The 24,522-nt window shown below is 56.7% G+C and carries 19 protein-coding genes and 2 tRNA genes; 8 read left to right on the top strand and 13 right to left on the bottom strand.

The window, feature by feature from the left end; genetic code table 11:
- Nucleotides 1-147: 147 nt before the first annotated feature.
- The 4 genes from B5D32_RS10770 to B5D32_RS10755 all read right to left on the bottom strand — a co-directional run bounded on the left by B5D32_RS10770 (nucleotide 148) and on the right by B5D32_RS10755 (nucleotide 6,384).
- On the bottom strand, nucleotides 148-2,076 hold the full coding sequence (locus tag B5D32_RS10770; RefSeq protein ID WP_078785024.1) for an ABC transporter ATP-binding protein: 1,929 nt from the start codon (nucleotides 2,074-2,076) through the stop codon (nucleotides 148-150).
- Complete coding sequence (locus B5D32_RS10765) at nucleotides 2,076-3,833, bottom strand: ABC transporter ATP-binding protein (protein ID WP_078785023.1); 1,758 nt, start codon at nucleotides 3,831-3,833, stop codon at nucleotides 2,076-2,078. Before B5D32_RS10765 ends, B5D32_RS10770 begins: the two co-directional genes overlap by 1 nt.
- Complete coding sequence (locus B5D32_RS10760; protein WP_078785022.1) at nucleotides 3,827-4,348, bottom strand: MarR family winged helix-turn-helix transcriptional regulator; 522 nt, start codon at nucleotides 4,346-4,348, stop codon at nucleotides 3,827-3,829. The genes B5D32_RS10765 and B5D32_RS10760 overlap by 7 nt, the downstream gene beginning before the upstream one ends.
- Nucleotides 4,349-4,578: 230 nt before the next feature.
- A complete protein-coding gene (locus tag B5D32_RS10755; RefSeq protein WP_242943442.1) occupies nucleotides 4,579-6,384 on the bottom strand; it encodes a peptidoglycan D,D-transpeptidase FtsI family protein in 1,806 nt (601 codons plus the stop codon).
- Between the two features lie 187 nt (nucleotides 6,385-6,571).
- Between B5D32_RS10755 and B5D32_RS10750 the strand changes: the two genes are divergently transcribed.
- Both B5D32_RS10750 and B5D32_RS10745 read left to right on the top strand, forming a co-directional pair.
- On the top strand, nucleotides 6,572-7,789 hold the full coding sequence (locus B5D32_RS10750; RefSeq protein ID WP_078785020.1) for an iron-containing alcohol dehydrogenase: 1,218 nt from the start codon (nucleotides 6,572-6,574) through the stop codon (nucleotides 7,787-7,789).
- A gap of 251 nt (nucleotides 7,790-8,040) precedes the next feature.
- Nucleotides 8,041-9,396: an MATE family efflux transporter gene (locus tag B5D32_RS10745; RefSeq protein WP_078785019.1), complete on the top strand. Its 1,356-nt coding sequence runs from the start codon at nucleotides 8,041-8,043 to the stop codon at nucleotides 9,394-9,396.
- Nucleotides 9,397-9,456: 60 nt separating this feature from the next.
- Here B5D32_RS10745 and B5D32_RS10740 read toward each other — a convergent pair whose 3' ends face one another.
- From B5D32_RS10740 to bsh, 3 genes are all read right to left on the bottom strand, one after another.
- On the bottom strand, nucleotides 9,457-11,592 hold the full coding sequence (locus B5D32_RS10740; protein WP_242943441.1) for a ribonuclease R family protein: 2,136 nt from the start codon (nucleotides 11,590-11,592) through the stop codon (nucleotides 9,457-9,459).
- 142 nt (nucleotides 11,593-11,734) lie between these two features.
- The gene (gene secG / locus B5D32_RS10735; RefSeq protein WP_078785018.1) at nucleotides 11,735-11,983 is read right to left on the bottom strand and encodes a preprotein translocase subunit SecG; all 249 of its coding nucleotides are present in this window, start codon (nucleotides 11,981-11,983) and stop codon (nucleotides 11,735-11,737) included.
- Nucleotides 11,984-12,104: 121 nt separating this feature from the next.
- Complete coding sequence (bsh, locus tag B5D32_RS10730; RefSeq protein WP_078785017.1) at nucleotides 12,105-13,079, bottom strand: choloylglycine hydrolase; 975 nt, start codon at nucleotides 13,077-13,079, stop codon at nucleotides 12,105-12,107.
- A 943-nt stretch (nucleotides 13,080-14,022) separates the two neighbouring features.
- Between bsh and B5D32_RS10725 the strand changes: the two genes are divergently transcribed.
- Genes B5D32_RS10725 through B5D32_RS10710 form a run of 5 tightly spaced genes read left to right on the top strand, consistent with a single transcriptional unit; the run spans nucleotide 14,023 to nucleotide 17,508 of the window.
- Complete coding sequence (locus B5D32_RS10725; protein WP_031276249.1) at nucleotides 14,023-14,571, top strand: RNA polymerase sigma factor; 549 nt, start codon at nucleotides 14,023-14,025, stop codon at nucleotides 14,569-14,571.
- Nucleotides 14,568-15,341, top strand: a complete 774-nt coding sequence (locus B5D32_RS10720) for a hypothetical protein (RefSeq protein ID WP_016300379.1) — start codon at nucleotides 14,568-14,570, stop codon at nucleotides 15,339-15,341. Before B5D32_RS10725 ends, B5D32_RS10720 begins: the two co-directional genes overlap by 4 nt.
- Nucleotides 15,326-16,201 (top strand): ABC transporter ATP-binding protein, encoded by an 876-nt coding sequence (locus B5D32_RS10715; protein ID WP_078785016.1) that lies wholly within the window; start codon nucleotides 15,326-15,328, stop codon nucleotides 16,199-16,201. Before B5D32_RS10720 ends, B5D32_RS10715 begins: the two co-directional genes overlap by 16 nt.
- Nucleotides 16,194-17,300: an ABC transporter permease gene (locus B5D32_RS14965; RefSeq protein ID WP_143402737.1), complete on the top strand. Its 1,107-nt coding sequence runs from the start codon at nucleotides 16,194-16,196 to the stop codon at nucleotides 17,298-17,300. Before B5D32_RS10715 ends, B5D32_RS14965 begins: the two co-directional genes overlap by 8 nt.
- A gap of 19 nt (nucleotides 17,301-17,319) precedes the next feature.
- On the top strand, nucleotides 17,320-17,508 hold the full coding sequence (locus B5D32_RS10710; protein ID WP_338108542.1) for a hypothetical protein: 189 nt from the start codon (nucleotides 17,320-17,322) through the stop codon (nucleotides 17,506-17,508).
- A 187-nt stretch (nucleotides 17,509-17,695) separates the two neighbouring features.
- Here B5D32_RS10710 and B5D32_RS10705 read toward each other — a convergent pair.
- Together B5D32_RS10705 and B5D32_RS10700 are read right to left on the bottom strand one after the other, a co-directional pair.
- Nucleotides 17,696-17,772: transfer RNA gene (locus B5D32_RS10705), tRNA-Arg, on the bottom strand.
- Nucleotides 17,773-18,280: 508 nt separating this feature from the next.
- Nucleotides 18,281-18,365 (bottom strand) — tRNA-Tyr (locus tag B5D32_RS10700).
- A 214-nt stretch (nucleotides 18,366-18,579) separates the two neighbouring features.
- On the opposite strand from B5D32_RS10700, the gene B5D32_RS10695 reads away from it, so the two are divergent.
- Nucleotides 18,580-19,656: a 6-phosphofructokinase gene (locus B5D32_RS10695; protein WP_078785015.1), complete on the top strand. Its 1,077-nt coding sequence runs from the start codon at nucleotides 18,580-18,582 to the stop codon at nucleotides 19,654-19,656.
- A gap of 68 nt (nucleotides 19,657-19,724) precedes the next feature.
- On the opposite strand, the gene B5D32_RS10690 is transcribed toward B5D32_RS10695, so the two are convergent.
- From B5D32_RS10690 to B5D32_RS10675, 4 genes are all read right to left on the bottom strand, one after another.
- Nucleotides 19,725-20,528 (bottom strand): tyrosine-protein phosphatase, encoded by an 804-nt coding sequence (locus tag B5D32_RS10690; RefSeq protein WP_078785014.1) that lies wholly within the window; start codon nucleotides 20,526-20,528, stop codon nucleotides 19,725-19,727.
- A 100-nt stretch (nucleotides 20,529-20,628) separates the two neighbouring features.
- Complete coding sequence (locus B5D32_RS10685; protein WP_078785013.1) at nucleotides 20,629-22,554, bottom strand: PTS fructose transporter subunit IIABC; 1,926 nt, start codon at nucleotides 22,552-22,554, stop codon at nucleotides 20,629-20,631.
- 158 nt (nucleotides 22,555-22,712) lie between these two features.
- Nucleotides 22,713-23,621 carry a 1-phosphofructokinase gene (gene pfkB, locus B5D32_RS10680; RefSeq protein ID WP_078785012.1) on the bottom strand — a complete coding sequence of 303 codons (909 nt, stop codon included), beginning with the start codon at nucleotides 23,619-23,621 and terminating at the stop codon, nucleotides 22,713-22,715.
- Complete coding sequence (locus B5D32_RS10675) at nucleotides 23,618-24,373, bottom strand: DeoR/GlpR family DNA-binding transcription regulator (protein ID WP_078785011.1); 756 nt, start codon at nucleotides 24,371-24,373, stop codon at nucleotides 23,618-23,620. Before B5D32_RS10675 ends, pfkB begins: the two co-directional genes overlap by 4 nt.
- Between the last annotated feature and the right edge of the window lie 149 nt (nucleotides 24,374-24,522).

Below are 24,522 nucleotides of genomic sequence, written 5' to 3'. Positions count from 1 at the left end.
ATCCTATTATAACCACTTTTTACCTTCCCGTCAACTTTTTGGCGCTGTTGCGGCATTTTGCACAAAAACCGCCGGGACGGCAGATGCTATCCCGGCAGTTTTGATTGATTTTATGCCGTTTTGCGGCTTTTTTCGACATCTCTGCGCTTAAGAGTTCTCGGCAAAGTTGCCGGTGTACAGGCGGTAATAGCGGCCCTTCTGGGCGATCAGCTCGTCGTGGGTGCCGCGCTCAATGATACGGCCCTGTTCCAGCACCATGATGCAGTCCGAGTTGCGCACGGTGGACAGACGGTGGGCAATGACGAAGGTCGTGCGGCCATACATCAGGCCGTCCATGCCGTCCTGCACAAGTTTCTCGGTGCGAGTGTCGATGGAGGACGTTGCCTCATCCAGGATCAGCACCGGCGGGTCTGCGACAGCCGCGCGGGCAATCGCCAGCAGCTGGCGCTGGCCCTGGCTCAGGTTCGTGCCGTCGCCGGTCAGCATCGTGTTGTAGCCGTCGGGCAGATGCTTGATGAAGGTATCCGCATTCGCGAGCTTCGCGGCGGCCATGCACTCCTCATCGGTGGCGGTCAGGCGGCCATAACGGATGTTCTCCATGACCGTGCCGGTGAACAGGTGGGTATCCTGCAGGACGATGCCCAGAGAGGAGCGCAGCGCGTCCTTCTCAATGGACTTGATGTCGTGGCCGTCGTACAGGATCCGGCCCTTCTGGATGTCGTAGAAGCGGTTGATAAGGTTCGTGATCGTCGTCTTGCCCGCGCCGGTGGAGCCGACAAAGGCGATCTTCTGCCCCGGACGGCCATACAGATTGATGTCATGCAGGACGATCTTCTTCTCGTCGTAGCCGAAGTCCACATCCTTAAAGACGATGTCGCCCTCCAGCTTGGTGTACCGGGGCTTGCCGTCGGCATCCATGCGTTTCCACGCCCACATGCCGGTGGACTCGTTCGTCTCGGTGACAGTATCGTCCGCTTCGTACTTGGCGTGGACCAGGGTGATGTCGCCCTCGTTGACCTCAGGCTTTTCATCCAGCAGCGCAAAGATACGCGCACCGCCGGCCAGCGCCATAACGACGGAGTTCAGCTGCATGGAGATCTGGCTGATGGGCTGGTTGAACTGGCGGGTCAGCACAAGGAAGCTGGCGAGGCCGCCCAGCGTAAAGCCGCCGAAGCCGTTGATAGCCAGCGCACCGCCGAGGATGGCGCAGAACACGTAGGACAGGTTGCCCAGCTGGCCGTTGACGGGCATTGCTACCAGCGAATAGGAGTTTGCCTTGTCGGCGCTGTGGAACAGCTCATCGTTGAGCCTGTCGAACTCCTCAATGGCAATTTCCTCATGGCAAAAGACCTTGATGACCTTCTGGCCGTTCATCATTTCCTCAATGTAGCCGTTGACCTTGCCCAGCTCCTGCTGCTGCTTGATGAAGTATTTGCCGGAGTTGCCGGTCAGGTACTTCGTCGCCAGCAGCATGACGCCGACCATCGCGAGGGCCAGCACCGTCAGAGGGATGCTCAGATAGAGCATCGAGGCCAGCACGCCGACAAGGGTCACAACCGTGTTGACGAGCTGCGGCAGGCTCTGGCTGATCATCTGGCGCAGCGTGTCAATGTCGTTCGTGTAGACCGACATAATGTCGCCGTGGGCGTGGGTGTCAAAGTATTTGATGGGCAGCGTCTGCATGTGGGTGAACATCTCGTCACGCAGGTCCTTCAGCGTGCCCTGGGTGATCCTTGCCATCAGGCGGTTCTGCACAAAGACAGCAGCGATGCCGACGCAGTAGATGACTGCCACGCGCAGGATAGCCACGGCCAGACCGCTGAAGTCCGTGCTGCCCGCCTTGAGCAGCGGCAGAATGTAGCTGTCGATCAGCGTCTGGGAGAACATGACGCCCTGCAGCTGGGCGAACACGGCCAGCAGAATGCAGCAGAGCACCACAATGACCTGTGCCTTATAGCGGCTCATGACATAGGCGAGGATGCGCTTGAACACCTTGCCGGGGTTTTCGACCTTGGGGCGGGGGCCATTGCTGCGCCCGCCGGGGCCGACCTTTACGACTTTAGGCTGCTGTGCCATTATGCCTCCCCTCCCTTCTCATCAAAGTCGCCGGAACCTTTGGTCTGGCTGTTGTAGACATCCTGGTAGATGGCATTTGTTTTCAGCAGGTTGGCCGGGGTGTCAAAGCCGCTGACCCTGCCGTTGTCGAGCACGAGGACCTTGTCCGCATTTTCCACGGAGGAAATGCGCTGGGCGATGATGAACACCGTCGTGCCGGGGATTTTTTCCGCAAACGAATGGCGGATCTTTGCGTCCGTCGCGGTATCGACGGCGGAGGTGGAGTCGTCCAGGATCAGGATGCGGGGCTTTTTCAGCAGTGCGCGGGCAATGCAGAGGCGCTGCTTCTGGCCGCCGGAGACGTTGTTGCCGCCCTGCTCGATGTGGGTCTGGTACTTGTCGGGGAAGCGCTCGACAAATTCATCGGCGCAGGCCTGCTTGCAGGCGTCCTCGATCTCGGCGTCGGTGGCGTCGGGGTTGCCCCAGCGCAGGTTCTCGGCAATCGTGCCACTGAACAGCTCGTTCTTCTGCAGCACCATGGCGACGTTGTTGCGCAGGGTGTCGAGGTCATATCTGCGCACATCAACGCCGCCGATGGTCACGCTGCCCTCGGTCACGTCGTACAGACGCGGCAGCAGCTGCACAAGGCTGGACTTAGCCGAACCGGTGCCGCCAATGATGCCGATGGTCTCGCCGGACTTGATGTCGAGGTCAATGTCCTCGAGGGCCTTCTCGCCATCCTTTTTATAGGCAAAGCTGACGTGGTCGAACTTGACGGAGCCATCCCTGACCTCCATAACGGGATTCTCACCGTTCGTCAGGTCGGACTGCTCGTCCAGCACCTCGGCCACGCGCTTGGCGGAGGCTGCAGACATCGTGATCATGACGAACACCGTGGACAGCATCATCAGGCTCATAAGGATGTTCATGCAGTAGCTCAGCATGCTCATCAGGTCGCCGGTGGTGAAGGTCGTTGCGCCGGAGCTGACGATGAGCTGGGCACCGATCCAGGAGATGAGCAGGATGCAGCTGTAGACGGTCAGCTGCATGAGCGGGGCGTTCCAGGCCAGGATCAGCTCGGCACGCATCAGCAGATTGCGCACATTCTCGCTGGCCTTGCGGAACTTCTCGCCCTCAAACTTCTCGCGCACATAGGCCTTGACAACGCGGATGGCGGAGACATTCTCCTGCACGCTCTCGTTCAGGTCGTCGTACTTGCGGAATGCCTCGCCGAAGTACTTGGTGGCGCGGCTCATAATAAAGGCGAGCGCGCAGCCCAGCAGGATGACGGCGATCAAATAGATGTTTGCCAGCCGACGGTTGATCGTGTAGGACATGATCAGCGCCACGATCATGCTGGCGGGCGCACGCACCGACATGCGCAGCAGCATCTGGTAGGCGTTCTGGATGTTGGTGACATCGGTGGTCATGCGGGTGACCAGGCCCGCGGTGGAGTACTTGTCAATGTTGGCAAAGCTGAAGGTCTGGATGTTGCGGAACATGCCGCGGCGCAGGTTGCGGGCAAAGCCCGTGGCCGCGTGGGAGCCGGCCACCGCGCCCAGAATGCCGAACAGCAGGCCGAACAGCGCCGCGACGACCATCTGTGCGCCGACGGTGTAGATGACCTGCATATTGCCCGGCGTGACGCCGTTGTCAATGATGGAGGCCATCAGCTTCGGGATGATCATTTCCATGATGACCTCCGCGATCATAAAGATCGGCGTCAGCACGGAGACCAGGCGGAAGCCCTTGGTTTCACGTCCGAGTGTTTTTAACAATTGGTATTTCCCCTCTCTTGGTTGGTATTTTCCTCTTGCAGGATGTGCTGTGCGTTGCGCAGGGTCTGCTCCAGCACAGCGCGGGCCGCGGCGGCCTGCTGCGGGTCAATGCCGCTTTGCAGGTCATCCTCAAACCGCGCAATGCTTGCCTCGATCTGCTTGTGACAGGCGCGGCCCTTCTCTGTGGCGATAAGGCGCTTTAAGCGGGCGTCTTTCGCCACGGCGCTGCGGGTGATGAAGCCATCCTGCTCCATGCCCTGCAGCATGGCGGTGACGCTGGAGCGGCGAATGTTGAACCACTGCTCAATGTCGCGCTGGTAGACGTCGCGGCCCTGGCGCTCGGCACGGACGATGTCGCCCAGCACCATGCCGCGCACGCCCGACAGCTCCGAGCTGACCTCGGCGTTGATGCGAGCATCCAGCGCACGGCGGATGAGCCGCGAGGTCTGGTTCAGCAGTGCGCCGAAGTGGACATCCGCGCAGCAGCCGCAGTCATCATACGATGATTCGTGCATTTCTTCCCTCCTTTACGATTTTTGGGTCCAAAAAATTAGATTTCGAATTGTTCGTTGTCTAACTGTTCGTTTGCGTACTTTACCAGTATAACACCGGATCGGGGAATGTCAAGAGGGACGGCGCAGAGTTTTTTGTATAGTGCAGTGGCAAACGGGCAGAGCCCCGTCACCCTGCGCTTTCCCGATTCAACGTAGGGGCGGATTCCATATCCGCCCGTGCCCGGCTGTCTTTATTCGCCGCTTTCCCTCTCCACCCCCAGATACGGCAGCACCTTTCCCAGTACCTCGGCGCACACCGGCCCGGAGAGCGCGCCGCCGCTCGTCGTCCAGCTGTGGGGCTCATCCAGGCAGACCAGCACAGCGACCTTGGGGTCGTCGATGGGCGCAACGGAGACAAAGCTCGCAATGCGCGCGCCCTCGTTGGCACTGTCCAGCTTCTGGCTCGTGCCGCTCTTGCCGCCGATGCGGTAGCCCGCCAGCGCGGCCTGCTTACCCGTGCCGCCTGTAACGACACCCTCCATCAGGCGGCACATCGTGGCGGAGGTCTCCGCGCTGATGACGCGGCGCTTCACCGTCGGCTGCACTTCCTTCACAACAGTGCCGTCAGGCGCCGTGATTTTCGCCACAACGTAGGGCTGCATCAGCTCGCCGCCGTTTACCACCGCACAGACCGCCGTGAGCATCTGCAGGTAGCTGACCTTGCTGCTCTGCCCGAACGAGCAGCTCGCCAGCTCCACCGGGCCCATCCGGTCCGCCGTGTAGTATTCGCTGCGCCTGACCTCGCCCGGCAGGTCGATGCCCGTGGCCTCCCGCAGGCCGAAGGCCGCAAAGTAATCGCAGAAGCGTTCTTTTCCAAGCCGCGCACCGATCTGGATAAAGCAGGGGTTGCAGCTGACAGCCAGCCCCCGGGCGAAGGTCTCGGTGCCGTGGATATGCCCGTTTGCACAGCGGAACCGCGTGCCTGCGACGGTTATTTTACCCGCGCAGGTGAAATAGTCCGTGGCCTTACACGCCCCGGAGTCCAGCGCCGCCGACGCCGTGATGAGCTTGAACACGCTGCCCGGCTCATACAGGTCACTGATGGCCTTGTTGCGCCACTGTGCCTGCTGGGCCTTTTGCAGCGCGGCGCTGCGCTCCTCGCCGGTCAGGGCATTCACAGCGTCACGGACTTCCTTATTTATAAGAGTCCGCGGCGCGTTCGGGTCGTAGTCGGGCTGGCAGGACATCGCCAGCACGGCCCCGGTGTGGACATCCATCACGATGCCGACGCCGCGCTCGGCCACATGATGCTCCGTCACGGCGGCGGACAGTGCGCTTTCGAGCCAGTGCTGAATGTTCGCGTCGATGGTCAGCGTCAGCGTGCTGCCGGGCACGGCGTCCACCAGCGTCTGGTAGTGCGTCGGCATATCGTAGCCCCAGGCGTTCTTGGCGGTCAGGATGCGCCCGTTCTGCCCGGTCAATTCGTCGTTGTAACGCAGCTCCAGCCCCCACAGGCCCGCGTTGTCCACGTCGGTAAAGCCTAAAATGCCGCCCATAAAATCCCCCTGTGGGTAGACGCGGCGGGTATCCTGCCGAATTTGTATGCCGTCCACACCGTTCGCCCGGCACCAGTCCCGCACAGCGTCGGCCATCGTCTTATCCACGCGGCGGCGCAGCAGGCAGTCGTTGGAGGTTCGCTGGCTGAATTTGGCCAGCGTATCGGCGTAGTCCAGCTCTAAAATTTCGCTCAACGCCCGCGCAGCCGGTTCTACGGCGTCGTCGGCCATCTCCCGCGGGGCGGCGCGGATGGTCCAGCAGGTCTCGCTGGCGGCCAGCAGCGTACCGTCGGCGGAATAGATCTCCCCGCGGGCGGCGGGCAGCGTGGCCCCGCGCAGCTGCTGGTCGGCGGCGCGTGCCGCGTAGCCGCCGGGGTCGCGCAGCATCAGCACAAACAGCCGCACCGTCAGCCCGCCCAGGCACCCCACCGCCAGCACCGCCGCCAAAAGCCGCATGCGCAGGCGCATTTTTGTATTCTGCTGCGGCGTGATCGGACGCATAGCTCCTGCCCCCTTCCCCATAGAACAGCCTATGAGTGTTCCACTGGCAAAATGCTGAATTATCGCCGGAAAATTCTCTGTATTGTCGATTGACCGTTTAGACACATAAGGTGTATACTGTTAATAACAGATTTTGACATTTAATTGTCAATGTCCGAGAGAGCTATTTTTAAAGGAGGCAAACCCTATGGCTAGATTTACTTTACCCCGTGACCTTTACCACGGCCCCCACGCGCTGGAAGCGTTGAAAACGCTGCCCGGCAAGCGCGCCATGATCTGCGTCGGCGGCGGCTCGATGAAGCGCTTCGGCTTCCTGGACCGCGCCGAGGCCTACTTAAAAGAGGCCGGCATGGAGGTAGAGCTGTTTGAAGGCATCGAGCCCGACCCGTCCGTGGAGACGGTCATGAAGGGTGCTGCCGCCATGGAAAAGTTCCAGCCCGACTGGATCGTCGCAATCGGCGGCGGCTCCCCCATCGACGCAGCCAAGGCCATGTGGATCAAGTACGAGTACCCCGACATCACGTTTGAGGATATGTGCAAGGTGTTCGGCATCCCGCCGCTGCGCCGCAAGGCCCACTTCTGCGCCATCTCCTCCACCTCCGGTACGGCCACCGAGGTCACGGCCTTCTCGATCATCACCGATTACCAGAAGGGCATCAAGTACCCCATCGCCGACTTTGAGATCACGCCCGATGTCGCCATCGTTGACCCCGAGCTGGCCCACACGATGCCCAAGAAGCTCGTCGCCCACACCGGCATGGACGCCATGACCCACGCCATCGAGGCCTACGTTTCCACCGCGAACTGCGACTTTACCGACCCGTTGGCCCTGCACGCCATCGAGATGATCCAGGCGGATCTGGTCGGCAGCTACAACGGCGATATGGATAAGCGCGACGCGATGCACAATGCCCAGTGCCTGGCCGGTATGGCGTTCTCGAACGCGCTGCTCGGCATCGTACACAGCATGGCCCACAAGACCGGCGCGGCGTTTGCCGATTACGGCGCACACATCATCCACGGCGCAGCCAACGCCATGTACCTGCCCAAGGTCATCGCCTACAACGCGAAGGATCCCACCGCCAAGGCACGCTACGGCGTCATTGCCGACAAGATGCACCTGGGCGGCGGGAACGACGACGAGAAGGTCGCGCTGCTCATCCAGTATCTGCGCGGCATGAACGACGATCTGAACATTCCGCACTGCATCGGCCACTACGGCCCCGACTCCTACCCCGCCGAGCAGGGCTTTGTCCCCGAGAACGTATTCCTCGAGAGACTGCCCGAGATTGCAAAGAACGCGATTGCCGATGCCTGCACCGGCTCCAACCCGCGCCAGCCGACCCAGGAGGAGATGGAAAAGCTGCTGAAGTGCTGCTACTACGACACCGAGGTCGACTTCTAACCACCGCCCCTCTGCGGCTCCTGCAAGCCGCCGCATGATCCGCCCCGGCCACCAGCTTTTGTGGCCGGGGCTTTTTGCCGCCGCAAAAGTGGGCAAAATCCTTGCGATTTGATTTTTGCGGATTTTTGCTGTACAGGGCGCAGTTACAGCGTCCGCTGGCATTTTTTGTACAAGTGTCAAATCCTTGATTTCGCATAGATTTTGCTGTATACTAATGGTAAAATCCAAGTAAAAGAGGATGGGAGTTTACCATGACAGCCACTGCAAAATCACAAGGTCCCCTGTTTACCAAGCGGGCGCTGTTCACCCTGATCTGGCCCCTGCTGCTGGAGCAGACATTAAGCGTCACGATGGGCATGGCCGACACGCTGATGGTCGCCGGTGTGGGTGAGGCCGCTGTCTCCAGCGTATCGCTGGTGGACAGCCTGAATATTTTGATTATTCAGATTTTGTCCGCGCTGGCTACCGGCGGTGCGGTCATTGCCAGCCAGTATCTGGGCCGCCGGGATGAGGAAAACGCCAGCCGCAGCGCCGCCCAGCTGTACAGCGTGCTGGGCATCTCTACGGTTGCGGTGGGTGTTGTCTGTATGCTGCTCTCCCGCCCGATCCTTCGGATGGTGTTCGGCAGCATTGATGAGGATGTCATGCGGTTTGCGCAGCAGTACTTCCTTATCAGTGCGGTGTCCTACCCCTTCATCGGCCTGTACAACGGCGGCGCGGCACTGTTCCGTGCGCAGGGCAACAGCCGCATCAGTATGCTGGCCAGCCTTGTCATGAACGTCATCAACATTGCGGGCAACGCGCTGCTGATCTACGGTTTCGGCATGGGCGTTATCGGCGCGGCGCTGGCCACGCTGATTGGGCGTGTGTTCGCCGCGGTGTTCATCCTGTGGCAGAACCAGGACCTGCACAATCCCCTGCGCGTGCAGCGCTTCGCTGACCTGCGGCCCCGGCGCAGGCCCATCATGCAGATTTTGTCCATCGGCATCCCGTCGGGTCTGGAAAACGGCATGTTCCAGATCGGCAAGCTGTGTGTCAGCAGCCTGACGTCTACCTTAGGCACCACGGCCATCGCGGCTAATGCCGTGGCAAACTCGGTCTCGACGCTGGCGAACATCCCCGGCAACACGATGAGCCTTGCCACGATCCCGGTCATCGGGCAGTGCCTTGGCGCAGGCGAGAAAAAGCAGGCGCAGCGTTATTCCGTCACGCTGCTGGGCATCGCCATCACAGGGCTGGCCGTCACGAACGCGGCACTGTTCTTCCTGATGCCCGAGGTCGTGACTTGGTTCAACCTCTCGGCGGAGGCATCCGCCATGTGTACCCACGTGGTCCACTGGTTCAACCTGTTCAGCATCTTCTTCTGGGCGACGAGCTTTACCCTGCCCAACGCCCTGCGCGCGGGCGGCGACGCCAAGTTTACGATGTCGGTCAGCATCGTCAGCATGTGGCTGTTCCGCGTGATTCTGAGCTATATCTTCGTTCTGCAGTTCCACTTAGGACTGACCGGCGTCTGGTTCGGTATGTTCATCGACTGGATCTGCCGCAGCCTGTGTTTCCTTGTGCGGTTTGCCCGTGGAAAATGGATGGAGCATAAGGTGATATAAGACGCAAAAAACTCCCTGCCCGGTGCGGACAGGGAGTTTTCTATTGTATGGCGTGGGAAATTACTCCACCATATATTCAAAATCAATACGGCCCAGCGCCACATCGGCGGCGGCGACCTGGATCTTCATGGAAGAACCCAGCATCCAGCTCTTGCCGGTCAGCGGGTCCAGCATGCTGACGCCGTCGATGACCTGCGGTTCACCCTTGCAGAGCTGCGCGGCGGGGACAAAGCCCTCCACCGTGTTGTCCAGCTCGACAAAGACGCCGCGTGGCGTGATGCCGGCCACCGTGCCGGTGTAGACCTCACCGAGATGATTGTGCATGTACTCGGCCTTGTACAGGTCCTCGACATCGCGCTCAATGCGCACGGCGGCGACCTCCTGCTTGCTGGACTTCTCGCTGGCCTGCTGGGCAAACTCGTTGAAGTCGCGCTGCAGCTGGCTGGCGGAGACACCGTTCAGCATCTCGGTCAAAATACGATGAATCGCCAAATCGGGGTAGCGGCGGATGGGGCTGGTGAAGTGGGCGTAGTCCGCCAGCACCAGACCGTAGTGGCCCAGAGGCTGCGGGGCGTAGCGGGCCTTCTGCATACTGCGCAGAATGCCGGTGTGGACGGGGATCTGGATGGGCTGGCCGCGGGTCTCGTCCAGCAGGGCCGCCAGCTCGAGCTGCGTCGGGATGGGGTTCTTGAACTTGGCGTTCAGACCGCAGGCCAACAGCGTGGCGGACAGCTTCTCCATCTTCTCGGCGTCGGGGGCCTCGTGCACGCGGTAGACGAACGGGGCCTTGTTCGTGCGGCCCGCGTTGGCGGCGCACTGGTTCGCCAGCAGCATGAACTCCTCGATCATGCACTCGGACGTGCCGCGGTCACGCTTGACAATGTCGATGCAGCGTCCGTTCTCGTCCATGACGAGCTTAGCCTCGTTGGACTCAATATCCATGGCGCCGCGGGCCTTGCGCAGGACCAGACGCTTGCGGTACAGCTCGTCCATCGTGGGCAGCTGGTCAAGCACGGCCTCATATTTCGTCTTGAGGTCGGTCAGGTCGGCGTCTGTTTCAGATTCCGGGGGCTCCAGCAGGGCGTTGATCTCCTTGTACACGCCCTTGACGCGGCTGCAGATGACGCTCTTGACGAACTTGTAGCTGCGGATCTCGCCGTTCTCGTCCAGTCGCATCAGACAGGAGAACGCCAGGCGGTCCTCGCCCTCGTTCAGCGAGCAGATGCCGTTGGACAGCTGGGTCGGCAGCATCGGGATGACCTTGTCGGCGTAGTAAATGCTCGTCGCGCGCTCGAACGCTTCCTCATTCAGCGCGGAGCCGGGGCGGACATAGTGGCTGACGTCGGCAATGTGAACGCCCAACTCGTAGCCGTCGTCCAGCTTCTGCAGGCTGATGGCGTCGTCGATGTCCTTCGTCTCGGCGGAGTCAATCGTGAAGATTGGAATGCCGCGCAGGTCCAGGCGCTTCGCGGCCTCGGTGGGGTCAATCGTGGCGTTGTCGTAGGCGTGGGCCTCCGCCAGCACCTCCGGCGGGAACTCCTGGCGGACGCTGCGGCCATACAGGATGGCCTTGGCACACTCGGACGCATAGTCGGAGGAACCGAATTTCTCGACAACGGCGGCGCGGTGGTCGCTGTGGCGGTTGCCGCGGTGGGTGATGAGGAAGCCGACCTTGTCGCCCAGGTGCACGCCCTCGCTCCCCTGCTTGGCCAGCAGGAACTTCACGTCGCGGCAGCCGTCCGGTTCCACGGCCATGCGGCCATCCTCGGACAGGCAGACCGTGCCCGCAAAGCGGTTGTTCGGGACCGTGACCTCGACGACCTCGCCCTCGGAGGAACCCTCCACGCGCGGGTGGTCGAACAGCTTGACGTTGATCTTATCGTTGGGCATTGCGCCGTGCAGCGCGCGGCCCGGGATGAAGATGTCGCCCTCGCCGTCGTCGCGGCTGGCAAAGCCGAAGCGCGCGGCCAGCTTGACGAGCGTGCAGGGAATCGTGTTGGGGGCCGCAGCATTCTCATAGGTCGCAAAGCCGGGCACATAGGTGCCGTTGCGCATCGACAGCTCGCCGGTGGCGACCATCGCGGAAACGGTGGTGCGCAGGCGGGAGTTGTCCACCTGCAGGTTGTTCTGCAGTTCGCGCAGCGTCATGGGACGGCGCTTGACTGCGTTTAAAATAGATTTCTGTAACGGTGTCATAGTTGCTCCTTTAATTTACGTCGCACCGCCATCCGACGGTGCCCTACCCTTATATACATCCACAAAAAACGGTCCGCCGGGGCGCTGCTTACAAAGCCAAAGCGCTTGGCGGACCCTTTTCATCTTTGTTACCCTGCCAAAATCACAGGCGCGCGCTCAAAACGCAGACGACCAGCGTGACGACAAAGAAAACGACGCCGCAGATCTTGGTCAGCTTGGCCAGCTTGGCGTCCACGCCGCGCTCACGGCCTGCTGCCATCGTGGCGGAGCTTTCGCCCATGATCGCGCCGGACAGGCCCTGGCCCTTCTGCTCCTGCGCGAGGGTGAAAACAACGATCAACACGGACACGGCGATGAGGACGACGCCGAGAACGATCTCATACCAGTTCATTAGATTAGCACTCCTTCTATTTCTATCCACGCCGTCGTGACGTGAAAAGTCTCATGCACCGTACAGTATAGCATAGTTTGCCGCACGTTGCAAGCGCTTTTTTCACGTTTTGGGTGTAAAATCAGTTTTGCAGCGCAATTTGTTCGCCCTGCACCAGCGGATAGCGGACCAGCCTGTCCCCGTCAAGGTTTTCCCGGTGCATATCGACGGCAGTGATCTGGTGGTTGCCGTAGGTCGTATAGTAGTAAATGCCCTTGTCAGCGTTGCAGCAGCTTGTGTAGAGCGTGATCTCGTACTTGCCGCCGTCCAGCTCACAGCAGCCGCGCTGCTGCTCGACAGCGTGCAGGATGTGGAAGAACTGCCCGACGCTCTCGGCCTCGCTGCTGCCGGATTTCGCGTTCATCCGCACAAAGGCCGCGCGCACAAAGCGGGACTGGCTGGACAGATCGCCCGGCAGGCCCAGTGCGCCGAGGCCGCGGCTGTAGACGGGCAGGTCAAGGCCGTCCGCAAACGCAACCGCAGGCGTGCGCGGCGAGAGTGCGCGGTAGTTGTTCAGTGCGAAAAGCTGCTGCGGGAACGGCGGATTGTTCGTCAGTACACCGACGGGGTTATCGTAGATGTGCAGGCCGTCGGCGGTGGACTCCACCACGATGCTCCCCGTTTTGTCGGCAATGAGCCAGTGCAGCTGCGCGAGGGGCAGCTGCTCACTGAACGGGATATTGACGATGTTGGTTTTTGCAAGCAGCGTGCGCGCCTCGGCCAGCGTCGCACAGCTGCCCAGCAGCCAGGGGATCAGCTCAAACTGGGCGACGTTGCTTTTGCCATCCTGCGCCGGGTGGTAGATTGCATTGCCGACAAAGTTCAGCCCTGCGATGCCCAGGCCCTTCTCATTGACGGCGTCATAGTAGAGGGGGTACTCCCCCGCCACGTAGGCCATGCCGATCATCGCATATTTTGTGCGGAAGTCCCCCATGCAGCGCAGGCTAAACGGGTAGGCCCGCGGCGTGACGGTGACCTCGTCACCGTAGGAAAATTCATAATCGAGATTGCGGCCAAAGTAGAAACTGTCGGTTGTATAGGTTGCAGCTGTACACATGGTAAACACCCCTTTAATTATAATAGATGCAGCGCGGCTTTCCTGCGTCGAGAATGTAAGGGCGGACATGGTTCGCCCGCGGCACATAGCGGCCGCCGCAAGGTTCACGGGTCGATGGTGAGCATCGGCCCCTGCATTTTCAGTGTAGTTTATATTGTACCACACCCTGCGCGGGATAATCCACCGCCAAATTGTAAACAATGCGTCCTTGCCGAATCCAACGCCGTCACAAAAAAGCTTGCGGCGTATAAAAATCTCCCGGTAACAGAAGTGAAATTACCGGGAGAAGGAGAAAACAAAAACGCTGCAAGCCCCGAAAAAAGGCTTGCAGCGGTGCTTTCTGGCGTCCCAGAGAGGATTTGAACCTCCGGCCCCACGCTTAGGAGTATGGCTTACCATGTGATACACGGTTCGGATGTAACTTCCAATATCATCCCTTACGCAGAATGACTTGTAGTAAACGAACTTTATGGTGCAAAACACCTATTCTGACGCAGTTTTATGTGTCTGTTGGGTGGTCCTATTAGCAAATTCTTAGCAAGAGGACACCCAGCCAAAGCCGATTGCTACTGCCATTCTCCACTCCCTTAGTCAAAATGACAAGGCAAATATATGGAGGTTACTATGGACAAGAAAGAGAAAAAGTCGTTGCCGGAACCGCGCACATATACCGTGGAACAAATTGCGGCCATGCTAAACATTTGCCATATAGCATCACCCTATTACATTGTATAATTCATACTTTGCCCGTGGAATGTTGCTATATGCAGGTTGATTGAAGTTTATAATTCATATATTACATCTTATATTTTTCAAGAGCAGGAATTACAATAGAAGGGAAATGAAAAAAGTAAAAGAAAAATTTCTAAAGTTAAATCCTTTTGGGTTACTCAGTTGTATATTAAGTGTAAGGCGTTTTACACATGGAAGGCGGTGACACGGTATCGAAGATTTCATACTAATTAAAAAAATCCAGTCGGGTGACACAGATGCATTTGAGATAATTGTCCGAAAATATTATCAGTCAATTTATCTATTTTGTTGTCGGCGATTGAACGGCGATCCAGATACCGCCGCAGATATTACACAAGATGTTTTCTTGAAATTGTTGGAGAATATTCAATCAGTACGAAAGATCGGGAAATTTCAAAACTACCTGCTAACGATTGCTGTTAATACCTGTAACAATTATACTAAGAAAGCAAAACCCCTGTATATGGATTTAGAAACTCTTGAAGATATAGAAGATACTGATAATGCCTTTGAAAAAATTGAGCTTAACGAACTTAAAGCGCAAATTCAATATGCAATCAACACATTACCGGACTATCAAAAAGAGGTCATCATTTTACGATTTTATTATGATTTGAAAATCCGAGAGATTGCAACCATTACAAAAGCTAGTGTTTCTACTGTAAAATCTAGGCTCCAACAGGGGATTAAAAAACTGGAACGATATTTGGCTGATTTTAGAGGAGGCGATAATGTATGACCCAAAAACAAAATGGTGTATTAGAATGGTTGCAGAGTTGTGAAACGCCTGCTCCATCTGAACCTAAAATTAAAGCAGTAATCGTAGCTGGAAAAAGTTACATGAATAGTTCTGAATTCAATAAAAATTCAATGCGAGATATTATATTGAACCAACTTCAATTTCTGCCGCTTTCTTTCTGGATTGTTCAAATAATACTCACTATATGTGCAGTATTATTAGCATGTATCCTGGGCCAATGGAGGGTTCCATTTTATTATCCATTGACAATCCTTGCAGTTATGGTTCCATTCCTTGCGTTATTAGGTGCAATAGAAATATCTAAAAGCAACATCTATGGTATGTGGGAAATTGAACAGTCTAGTAGAACAACGCTGGTAAAAATTGTAGCAGGTCGTATGCTGATTATTGGAGTAATCAACCTTTTCCTAATAACAGTCATTTTAATTTCAATGGCATATATTTACCAGAAATCAATGATTGAAATGGTGTTGTATGGTTTGATTCCGTTTAATATTTCTTGCACTTGTTATCTTTTTATATGTGCGAAAAGCAGGACAAACGATAGCTTGTATCATTTAATCGCTTGTATGATTTTTCTTTCTGGAACATTTTCTCTTGTACTCCATCAGCGATTTATATTTGAAGCGTCTATGTTCTGGGGATGGATTGGATTTTATGTGTTATCTATTATCCTATTAGGGAAAACACTTCAACTGTACTTGAAAAAAGAAAAAATGATTGGAGAATTGATATGGAACTTACAATAAATGATCTTTCAAAAGAATATGGAAGAAAAAAAGCTGTAAATCATTTCAGCGCAAAATTAACAAATGGTGTTTATGGTCTACTCGGGGCAAATGGTGCGGGCAAGACAACTTTGATGCGAATTATTTGCGATGTCCAAACTGAAACGAAAGGAGCCATTTTTTTTAACGGGAAAAACATTCATGATTTGGGCGAGAAATATCGTAATATCTTAGGCTACCTGCCACAAAATTTTGGCTATTATCCTAACTTTACAGCGTATAAATTTTTGATGTATATCTCTGCAATAAAGGGGCTGCCGCCTAAAAAAGCCCATAATCGCACAATGGAGCTGTTGCAGGTTGTTGATCTGCTCACACAGAAAAACGAAAAAATCAAAACTTTTTCCGGCGGTATGAAACAACGCTTGGGAATTGCTCAAGCATTACTAAACGATCCCCGTATTTTGATTTTGGATGAACCTACAGCTGGACTTGACCCGAAAGAGCGGGTGCGGTTTAGGAATCTGATTAGTTCTTTGGCAGAAAATAGAATTGTAATTTTGTCCACTCACATTGTTTCTGATGTTGAATATATCGCAAATGAGATTCTGATTATGAATAATGGCGAGTTAATTCAACATGGTTCTCCAGAAGAAATTTTGAAGCCGATTGAAAAATGTGTTTGGGAATGTGATGTATCTCGAAAAGAGGCCGAAGAATTAGAATTGAACTATGTAACAGCAAATCTGAAACATAATAATGGTGCAGAACGGCTGAGGATTATTTCTCAAGAAGCACCATGCAGAACCGCTTGGAATGTTGATCCAACATTGGAAGATTTGTATTTATACTATTTTACGGAGGTATCCGAGCATGAATGAAATGATAAAAGCAGAACGAAATAAAATATGTTCGAGAAAGCAAACACGAATGTTGTTTTTAGCTGGTGTGGTTCTTATCGTTGCCTATTTTTTCTTTTTTCAATTTAATTATCAAAATGTTTTCTATGATTATGACCTTGAAAAAATGGCATTAGCAAGCGGTTTTACAGCCATTGAACAACGGAAGGAAGTAGCAGAAATATTTGAAGGAAAACTCTCTCAAAATACATTACTTACTATGCAAGAAAAAATCGACCAAGCAAAACAAGCAACTGTTGGACAAGATGAAAATTCTGCTTTTTCTGCTGTTCATGTTTATCGTGACCAAGCGGCGATTCTGGAATATTTGACAAATTCTGATGGTAGTTTTAAGTCACTCGAAACAGCATATCCAAATAGTCCAACTGTGACTTTAGGATATTGTGATGGCTGGGATAAGCTATTATCTGGAATGGGGAGCATCTTGTCCATAATGATATGTTTAATTGTTGTAATCACTCTATCTCCTGTTTTCTCAGAAGAGTATGCACTTCATACAGATAGCATTATTTATTCGGCTCGGTATGGCCGAACCAAACTCACAACTTCAAAAATTATAGCGGCCTTGGAAGTTGTAATTGGCACATACCTCTTGTATTTACTGCTAAATTTAGTTCTGTATGGCTGTACCTATGGGTTACAGGGGTGGAATGTAAGCATTCAATCTTCATTACATTATGCTTCTTCAATATATAATTTGACCTTTTTGCAAATGTTCTTTATCTCTGTAATATTGAATATTTTTGGGATTGTAGCCTTGACAACTATTACATTGTTTTTAAGTGCTCAAATGAGTTCTCCTGTTACAGCGCTTATTACTTCTTGCGTCATCTGCTTCTTGCCAGTTGTGTTTGATTTTAATGATAGCCTTCCTGTTTTACAAAAAATGCAGGAAATTTGCCCGATTTTTATGCTTCATACAAACGGTATATTTTCTGATATGAAAACATATTTCGGTATGAGCCAGCCGGTCTTTATGATCATCCTTAATGTTGGATTGATATTCGTATTTTATAGACTAACAAAAAATGTATCAAAGAAACATCAAGTTACGGGGTAATTTTGATGAAAGAGACAAGTTGGGTCAGAAATTTGAGACAGCCTTCTATGCCAAGCCTGATCTCCGCAATGTCCGTCCGCCGGAAGAATCGGCAAAATCGGAGCCTGCGACCCTGGACCTTGAAAGCCTTGTGGAGCAGCTTCATAAGTCGCCGGAGCTGGCAAGTGCGCTCGCAGCCCTGATAGCGGCGCAAGCCCCGGCAAAGTGATCCGAAAAATCGAATTAGCAAAACGCAGAATTTTCTTAGCAAATTTCTGAAAAGCGTTCGAGTCCAATTAGCAAATATACATCATGCGGCGTATAAAAATCTCTCGGTAACAGAAGCGAAATTACCGGGAAAAGGAGGAATAAAAAAACGCTGCAAGCCCCGAAAAAAGGCTTGCAGCGGTGCTTCCTGGCGTCCCAGAGAGGATTTGAACCTCCGGCCCCACGCTTAGGAGGCGTGTGCTCTATCCAGCTGAGCTACTGAGACAGGTAACAGTTGCTATTATACCTGTTTTCCGCCCGGATTGCAAGTGCCCGCTGTAATTCTGTGCCCGGTTTCTGATTTTACAGGATGGGCATGAACCACTCCACGGTCTCCGGCTGCGGGGAAATTTAAGGCAATACCGCACAATTCCCACCTTACGGCTCAAGCACCGCTCCGGCGGCTGCGGCACCTCGCTCGCCGTATCGGCACTTAGAATTATAAAGGTTGGCAACAAAAAAAGTCCAACCGCCCGGAAGCAGTTGGACATCTCTATAAAACGCACTTTGAAAATCGGTCATCGCCTTTGCCGGTTTTGTGCGATACAGCAAAGAAAAGAAGCTGCGGCAACATCTTTGCCACAGCTTTTTGGTGGGAGCTGGTGGATTCGCAAGCCGCGGTCTAAAAAACAGTCCGCAGGACTGTTTTTTGCCGTCTGCGGACGGCCGACCTGTTCGAATCCTACCAGCTCCAGCACAAAAAAGAACCCGCAACCTAAGTTGCGGGTCCTTTTTGGTGGGAGCTGGTGGATTCGAACCACCGAAGCATTAAGCAGCAGATTTACAGTCTGTCCCCATTGGCCACTCGGGAAAGCTCCCATATTTTGTTTTGTGTCTGCCGTGTCACCCGGCGACGTATGTTATTATAGCAAAGGTGTTTCCAAATTGCAAGCCTTTTTTTGAATTTTTTTGAGATTTTTTCAAAAAAGTTTGTTCTGCTCGCAGCATCGTGCAAAAACTATACTTGACATCCTTTTGCGGTTAGCGTACATTTATATATAGTAGAATATATAAGCAACGGGAGGTTTTTACAATGGCGATTCGTGTTGGTATCCTGACTTCCGGCGGCGACTGCCCCGGCCTGAACGCTACCCTGCGCGGCGTGGCCAAGGCGTTGTACCACCGCATGGGCGATAAGGTCGAGATCGTCGGCATCATGAACGGCTACGACGGCCTGATCAACGGCAACTTCCGGGAGATGTCTCCGGACGAGTTCTCCGGCATTCTGACCGTGGGCGGCACCATTCTGGGCACCAAACGCACCCCGTTCAAAAAAATGCGCGTGGTCGAGGAGGACAAGGTGGACAAGGTTGCCGCGATGAAGAAAAACTACCGCGCCGCCAAACTGGACTGCCTGCTCTGCCTGGGCGGCAACGGCACCCACAAGACCGCGAACCTGCTCAGCCAGGAAGGCCTGAACATCATCGGTCTGCCCAAGACCATCGACAACGACATCTACGGCACCGACGTGACGTTCGGCTTCCACACTGCTGTGGACATCGCCACCGAGGTCATTGACCGCATCCACACCACCGCGGGCAGCCACAGCCGCGTCATGTGCATTGAGATCATGGGCAACAAAGCCGGCTGGCTGACGCTGTACTCCGGCATTGCGGGCGGCGCGGACATCATCCTGCTGCCGGAGCTGCCCTACGACATCAAGAAGGTCGCCGCTGCTGTCGAGAACCGCGCCAAGGCAGGCAAGAACTTCTCGATTTTGGCCGTGGCCGAGGGTGCCTTCTCCACCGAGGAGGCCAAGATGAAGCGCAAGGAGTGGACCGCCAAGCGCGCCGAGGCCGGTTACACCACCGCCACAGCCCGCATTGCGAAGCAGATCGAGGAGATGACCGGCGCCGAGACCCGCATCTGCGTGCCCGGCCACATGCAGCGCGGCGGCAGCCCCAGCGCCTATGACCGCGTGCTGGCCACCCAGTTCGGCTCCTACGCTGCCGGTCTCGTGGCGGACGAGCACTACGGCGTGACCGTCGCCATGGTCAACCGCCATGTGACCGCCAACCCGCTGGCCGACATCGCCGGCAAGACCCGCGGCGTGCCCGGCGACTGCGACATGCTGAACGTCGCCCGCGCCATGGGCATCAGCCTGGGCTGATTTTCCCTGCAAATCACAACCGCTCCCCTGCCATTTTCCGGCAAGGGAGCGGTTGTTTTTTATTCCAGTTATTCCAGATAAAAATCCCGCAGCGCCTTCAGCCTTGCGGCGTCAAGGCCGAATTCATCGGCAAAGTACGCCTCATAGCTCGGGTAGCGCCGCAAAATTTCGTCGATGGCTCCTGCGCCCATCGGCTCGCTGACGCCCTCGACGGGCAGCAGCAGATCGCGCTCGGCGGCGGGCTTATCCGCCAGGAAGCGCTCAATGATTTCGCGGCGGTAGACATTGGTCAGCATGTAATCGGCCAGCGCGTCCGCGCGGGAGACGCCCAGCGCCAGCAGGATCAGCATGGCCCCGATACCTGTGCGGTCCTTGCCGCAGGAGCAGTGGAACAGCACCGGCACGCGGCGGCCCTCCAACAGGGCAAACAGCGCGTGGTAGGCCGGATTGCGGAACGGCATCTCCCGGTACAGAGCGCTGAACCACTCAAAATCGTGCACCGGGCGGCCCACACTGCGCTCAAAGGCTTCCTTTTCCTGCCGCAGGCGCTCGATGCCCTGACCGGAAAAGTCCATCTCGGTGCCATCGGCGTTGCGCATACCGCAGACACGCTGGTAGTGCGCCCCCGGGACCGCCGGATCGGGGTGCGCAGCGCTCTCCCCTGCACTGCGCAGGTCCAATATTTCCCGCAGGCCCAGCGACGCCAGCCGTGCGTGGTCGGCCTCGCTTTTCAGCAGATCAAGGTTGCCGCCGCGGTAGAGCAGACCGTATTTTACCTGCCGCCCATCCGCCGCGCGGTAGCCGCCCAGCTCACGAAAGTTATTTGCGCCCTCAAATTTTATCTCAGCACCCGGGGAAAACACGACCTGCATGAAACGTCTCCTTTTGTGTTTTTTGTCATTATACCATGGTTCCAAACAGACGGCAAGGCCGCCCCCATCGCACGGGAGCGGCCTTGTACCGTTTTCTTATTTATTCCTCGACGTATTCCTTCTTGAGCAGGCTCAGGATCACAGCGCCGACGACGCTGCCGACGATCAGAGCAACTACGTAGAGCAGTGCGTGGTCAACCACCGGGAATACGAAGATACCGCCGTGGGGTGCGCGCAGGGCGCAGCCGAACACCATGGAGAGCGAACCGGCCAGCGCGGAGCCGATGATGCAGCTGGGCAGGACGCGCAGCGGGTCAGCGGCAGCATACGGGATCGCGCCCTCGGTGACAAAGCAGAGGCCCATAACGTAGTTCACGATGCCGTTGCGGCGCTCGTCGGGGCTCCACTTTTTGGGGCAAAAGGTCGTAGACAGGGCAATCGCAATCGGGGGCACCATGCCGCCGACCATGACCGCGGCCATAACCCCGTAGTTGCCGGAGGCCAGCGCCGCCGTGCCAAAGACGTAGGCTGCCTTGTTGAAGGGGCCGCCCATATCAATGCTCATCATGCCGGCAACGATTGCGCCCAGCAGGATCTTGGACGTGCCGCCCATGGCGTTCAGCCAGTCGGTCATTGCCGTGTTGATGATGCCCATAACCGGGTTGATGCCGCACATGACCGCACCAATAATGAGGATGCCGCCCAGCGGATAGATCAGCATCGGGCGGATGCCGTTGAGGCTGGCAGGCAGCTTCTCGGTGATCTTCTTGAGGAACTGTACGATGTAGCCCGCGGCAAAGCCCGCCAGCAGCGCCGCCAGGAAGCCGCCGGAGATGCCGGTGGTCTCACCGTGGGCAAGGGCGGCAAAGTTCGTACCGTTCATGGCCAGCACGCCGCCCGCAAAGCCGACGGCCAGACCCGGACGGTCCGCAATAGACATGGCGATAAAGCCTGCGAGGATCGGCAGCATATAACCGAACGCCGCACTGCCGACGGTCTTGAAGAACGCCGCCACCGGCGTGTTCATGCCGAAGTTGGACGGGTCAATCGTGTAATCGTCCAGCAGGAAGGCCAGCGCGATCATGATGCCGCCGCCCACGACGAAGGGCAGCATGTGCGATACACCGTTCATCAGGTGCTTGTACAGGCTGTGGCCAAAGCTGTCGTTTGCGCCGCCCGCGGCCTGCCGGGTCTTGGCCCCGGCCTCAGCGTGGTAGATGGGAGTTTCACCGTGGGCAATTTTCTTGATCAGCTCCTCCGGCTTGTGGATGCCATCGTCCACGCGGGCAAACAGCACCGGCTTGCCGTCGAAGCGGGCGGTCTCGACGTTCTTGTCCGCCGCAATGATGATGCCGTCACAGGCGGCGATCTCCTCGGGGGTCAGCACATTCTTGGCTCCGTCGGAGCCGTTCGTCTCGACCTTGGTTGGCAGACCGAGCTTGTCGCCCATCTTGGTCAGGGCCTCAGCAGCCATGTAGGTGTGGGCAATGCCGTTGGGGCAGGCCGTGACGGCCAACACACGGTAGCCGTTCCGGGGGATCTCCTGTTGGGTGAAGCTCTCCTCGCCAAATTGGGCATCCTCCTGGGCGTCGATGGCGTCGAGAAATTCGGCGGGCGTCTTGGCGGCGCGCAGCTTTTCGACGAAGTCGTCGTTCATCAGCATCTGCATCATACGGGCCAGCATGTCAATGTGCAGGCTGCCATTCTCCGGCGCGGCAATCGCAAACAGCAGGTCGGTTTTGCCGTCGTCATCGGCGTTGTACTGGACCGGGGTGCTCAGCCGCAGCGCCGCCAGGCTGGGGCGGGTCACGCAGGCTGTGCGGGCGTGGGGCACCGTGATGCCGTTGTCCACGTAGGTGGATGCCTCGGCCTCGCGGGCGTAGAGGGCCTTTTTGTAGGCGCCCTTATCGGTGATATTGCCGTGGGTCGCCTGCAGATCAACGAGCTTGTCAAGGATGGCGGCCTGATCCGAGGCAGCGACATCCAGCGCGATGGACTGCGCAGTGAACAGTTCCGTGATACGCATAGGACAGTTCTCCTTCTTCTTTTTAAATAATATCTTTGTAGGGGCCGGGCATGCCCGGCCCGCTGCTTTACGGTAAATGGGTGCTGTTGGGAAGGCTGAGGGGCGGCTGCCGTTTTTTTGCAGGGGTCGATGCAGGCATCCTCCGTTACAGCGCCGCGTCACATCGTTGCCAGCAGTGCATCAATATCCGCCTTCGTCGCCAGACCCAGGCTGAACGCGGTGGCGCTGCCGCAGGCGGTGCCCAGGCGGAGGGCAGCCTCATAATCGCCGCCGCTCTGCTGGTAACCGGCCACAAAACCGGCCACCATGCTGTCGCCCGCGCCGACACTGTTGACGACCTTGCCCCTGGGGCAGCCGATGCGGTAGACCGTGCCGTGCTCATCCAGCAGCAGCGCACCGTCGCCCGCCATGCTGACCAGCACATTGCGCGCGCCCTTGTCCTGCATCATGTGGGCAGCAGCGGCAATTTCCTTATCATTCGTCAGCCTGACGCCCGTGATCTCGCTCAGCTCGTGGTTGTTCGGCTTGATGAGGAACGGCTTGTAGGGCAGCACGTTCACGAGCAAATCGCGCGTGGCATCGACCACGGCGCGGATGCCGCGGCCCTCCAGCCGGGCCAGCAGCCGCTCATAGGTCGTCTGGGCCAGGCTGGCCGGAATGCTGCCCGCCAGCACCAGAATGTCATCCTTTTGCAGGGCGTCGAGCTTTTTCTCAAGCGCCTTCATGGCGGCTTCCGGGATGTCGGGGCCCGCGCCGTTGAGCTCTGTCTCCTGCCCGGCCTTGATCTTGACGTTGATGCGGGTCATGCCGTGGTCGAGGTGGACAAAATCGGTTTTCAGGCCCTGCGCAGCCAGGCCGCGCTCCAGCCAGGCGCCGGTCTCGCCCGCCACAAAGCCAAGGGCGACGCTCTCGCACCCGAGCTGGGCCAGCACGCCGGACACATTGATGCCCTTGCCGCCCAGCACGCAGTCCTCGCCTTTGGCGCGGTTGACATCGCCCACGCTCAGTTCACGGTCCAGCCGCACGACATAGTCGATGGCCGGGTTGAATGTCACTGTGTAGATCATTGCTCTGTCTCCTTTACCAGTGTCAGCTGTCTGTATTTTGGGTCAGGGCAGCGGTTCGTCAGGATCGCGCCGCTGTAGATCTCCCCGATGACGGCCGGATAGACCCGGCCGAATTTGCTGTCATCCACCAGATACCAGGTCTCCCGCGCGCGGTGGACGGCAGCGGCCTTGACGGCGGCCTCCTCCGGGTCGGGCGTTGTGAACCCGGCGTTCAGCGCCACGCCGTTGGCCCCGATGAACGCCTTGGTGAAATTGAACTGCTGCAGCGCCGTGATGGCCGCCGCCCCGATGATGGCCTCCGTCTGGGGACGCAGCAGACCGCCCGGCACGCAGACGTGGCAGCTTTTTTGTGCCAGCAGCCGCGCGTGGGCGATGCCGTTGGTGACGTAGTGGGCCTCCAGCGCGGGGCCGCTCAGCGCCCGGACCATGGCCAGCGTGGTTGTACCGGCGTCGATGTAGATGAAATCCTCCGCCCGGATCAGGTCTGCCGCGGCCTGCGCGATGCTGCGCTTCTGCCCGACGGCAAGCGCCTCCTTGGCGGCCATCGTCGGCTCATCGGCCAAAAACTGGCCGTCCGGCAGGGTCGCACCGCCGTGGACCTTATTCAAACGGCCCTGCCGCGCCAGCTCGGTCAGGTCGCGGCGGATCGTGGATTCACTGGCGTTAAGTGCCTCGCACAGCTCCTGCACGGTGGCGGTGCGTTTTTCCGCCAGCAGGTTCAGAATCAGGGCAAAGCGTTCCTCGGCTAACATAGGGGTTTGCTCCTTTCCCGGTCTTTGTTTGACCGATTTTGGTGTTTTATGGATATTTCTGATTGACTGTAGCTTTATTATAGCAGATTATCCGTCAAAATCAATCAGTTTCGGTCATTTTCACTCACCAAAAATGAAGGGTGGTTTTT

It is taken from the genome of Gemmiger formicilis, assembly GCF_900167555.1.
Lineage (GTDB): Bacteria > Bacillota > Clostridia > Oscillospirales > Ruminococcaceae > Gemmiger > Gemmiger formicilis.
Note: the sequence above shows the minus strand (reverse complement) of the source record. Positions and strands in the feature narration are given on the sequence as shown.

Excerpts from the sequence above, each read along its gene's own strand:
- B5D32_RS10770 (WP_078785024.1), bottom strand. The coding sequence starts at position 2,076 with ATGGCACAGCAGCCTAAAGTCGTAAAGGTCGGCCCCGGCGGGCGCAGC.
- B5D32_RS10760 (WP_078785022.1), bottom strand. The coding sequence starts at position 4,348 with ATGCACGAATCATCGTATGATGACTGCGGCTGCTGCGCGGATGTCCAC.
- B5D32_RS10755 (WP_242943442.1), bottom strand. The coding sequence starts at position 6,384 with ATGCGTCCGATCACGCCGCAGCAGAATACAAAAATGCGCCTGCGCATG.
- B5D32_RS10750 (WP_078785020.1), top strand. The coding sequence starts at position 6,572 with ATGGCTAGATTTACTTTACCCCGTGACCTTTACCACGGCCCCCACGCG.
- B5D32_RS10745 (WP_078785019.1), top strand. The coding sequence starts at position 8,041 with ATGACAGCCACTGCAAAATCACAAGGTCCCCTGTTTACCAAGCGGGCG.
- B5D32_RS10740 (WP_242943441.1), bottom strand. The coding sequence starts at position 11,592 with ATGACACCGTTACAGAAATCTATTTTAAACGCAGTCAAGCGCCGTCCC.
- secG (WP_078785018.1), bottom strand. The coding sequence starts at position 11,983 with ATGAACTGGTATGAGATCGTTCTCGGCGTCGTCCTCATCGCCGTGTCC.
- bsh (WP_078785017.1), bottom strand. The coding sequence starts at position 13,079 with ATGTGTACAGCTGCAACCTATACAACCGACAGTTTCTACTTTGGCCGC.
- B5D32_RS10720 (WP_016300379.1), top strand. The coding sequence starts at position 14,568 with ATGACCCAAAAACAAAATGGTGTATTAGAATGGTTGCAGAGTTGTGAA.
- B5D32_RS10715 (WP_078785016.1), top strand. The coding sequence starts at position 15,326 with ATGGAACTTACAATAAATGATCTTTCAAAAGAATATGGAAGAAAAAAA.
- B5D32_RS14965 (WP_143402737.1), top strand. The coding sequence starts at position 16,194 with ATGAATGAAATGATAAAAGCAGAACGAAATAAAATATGTTCGAGAAAG.
- B5D32_RS10695 (WP_078785015.1), top strand. The coding sequence starts at position 18,580 with ATGGCGATTCGTGTTGGTATCCTGACTTCCGGCGGCGACTGCCCCGGC.
- B5D32_RS10690 (WP_078785014.1), bottom strand. The coding sequence starts at position 20,528 with ATGCAGGTCGTGTTTTCCCCGGGTGCTGAGATAAAATTTGAGGGCGCA.
- B5D32_RS10685 (WP_078785013.1), bottom strand. The coding sequence starts at position 22,554 with ATGCGTATCACGGAACTGTTCACTGCGCAGTCCATCGCGCTGGATGTC.
- pfkB (WP_078785012.1), bottom strand. The coding sequence starts at position 23,621 with ATGATCTACACAGTGACATTCAACCCGGCCATCGACTATGTCGTGCGG.
- B5D32_RS10675 (WP_078785011.1), bottom strand. The coding sequence starts at position 24,373 with ATGTTAGCCGAGGAACGCTTTGCCCTGATTCTGAACCTGCTGGCGGAA.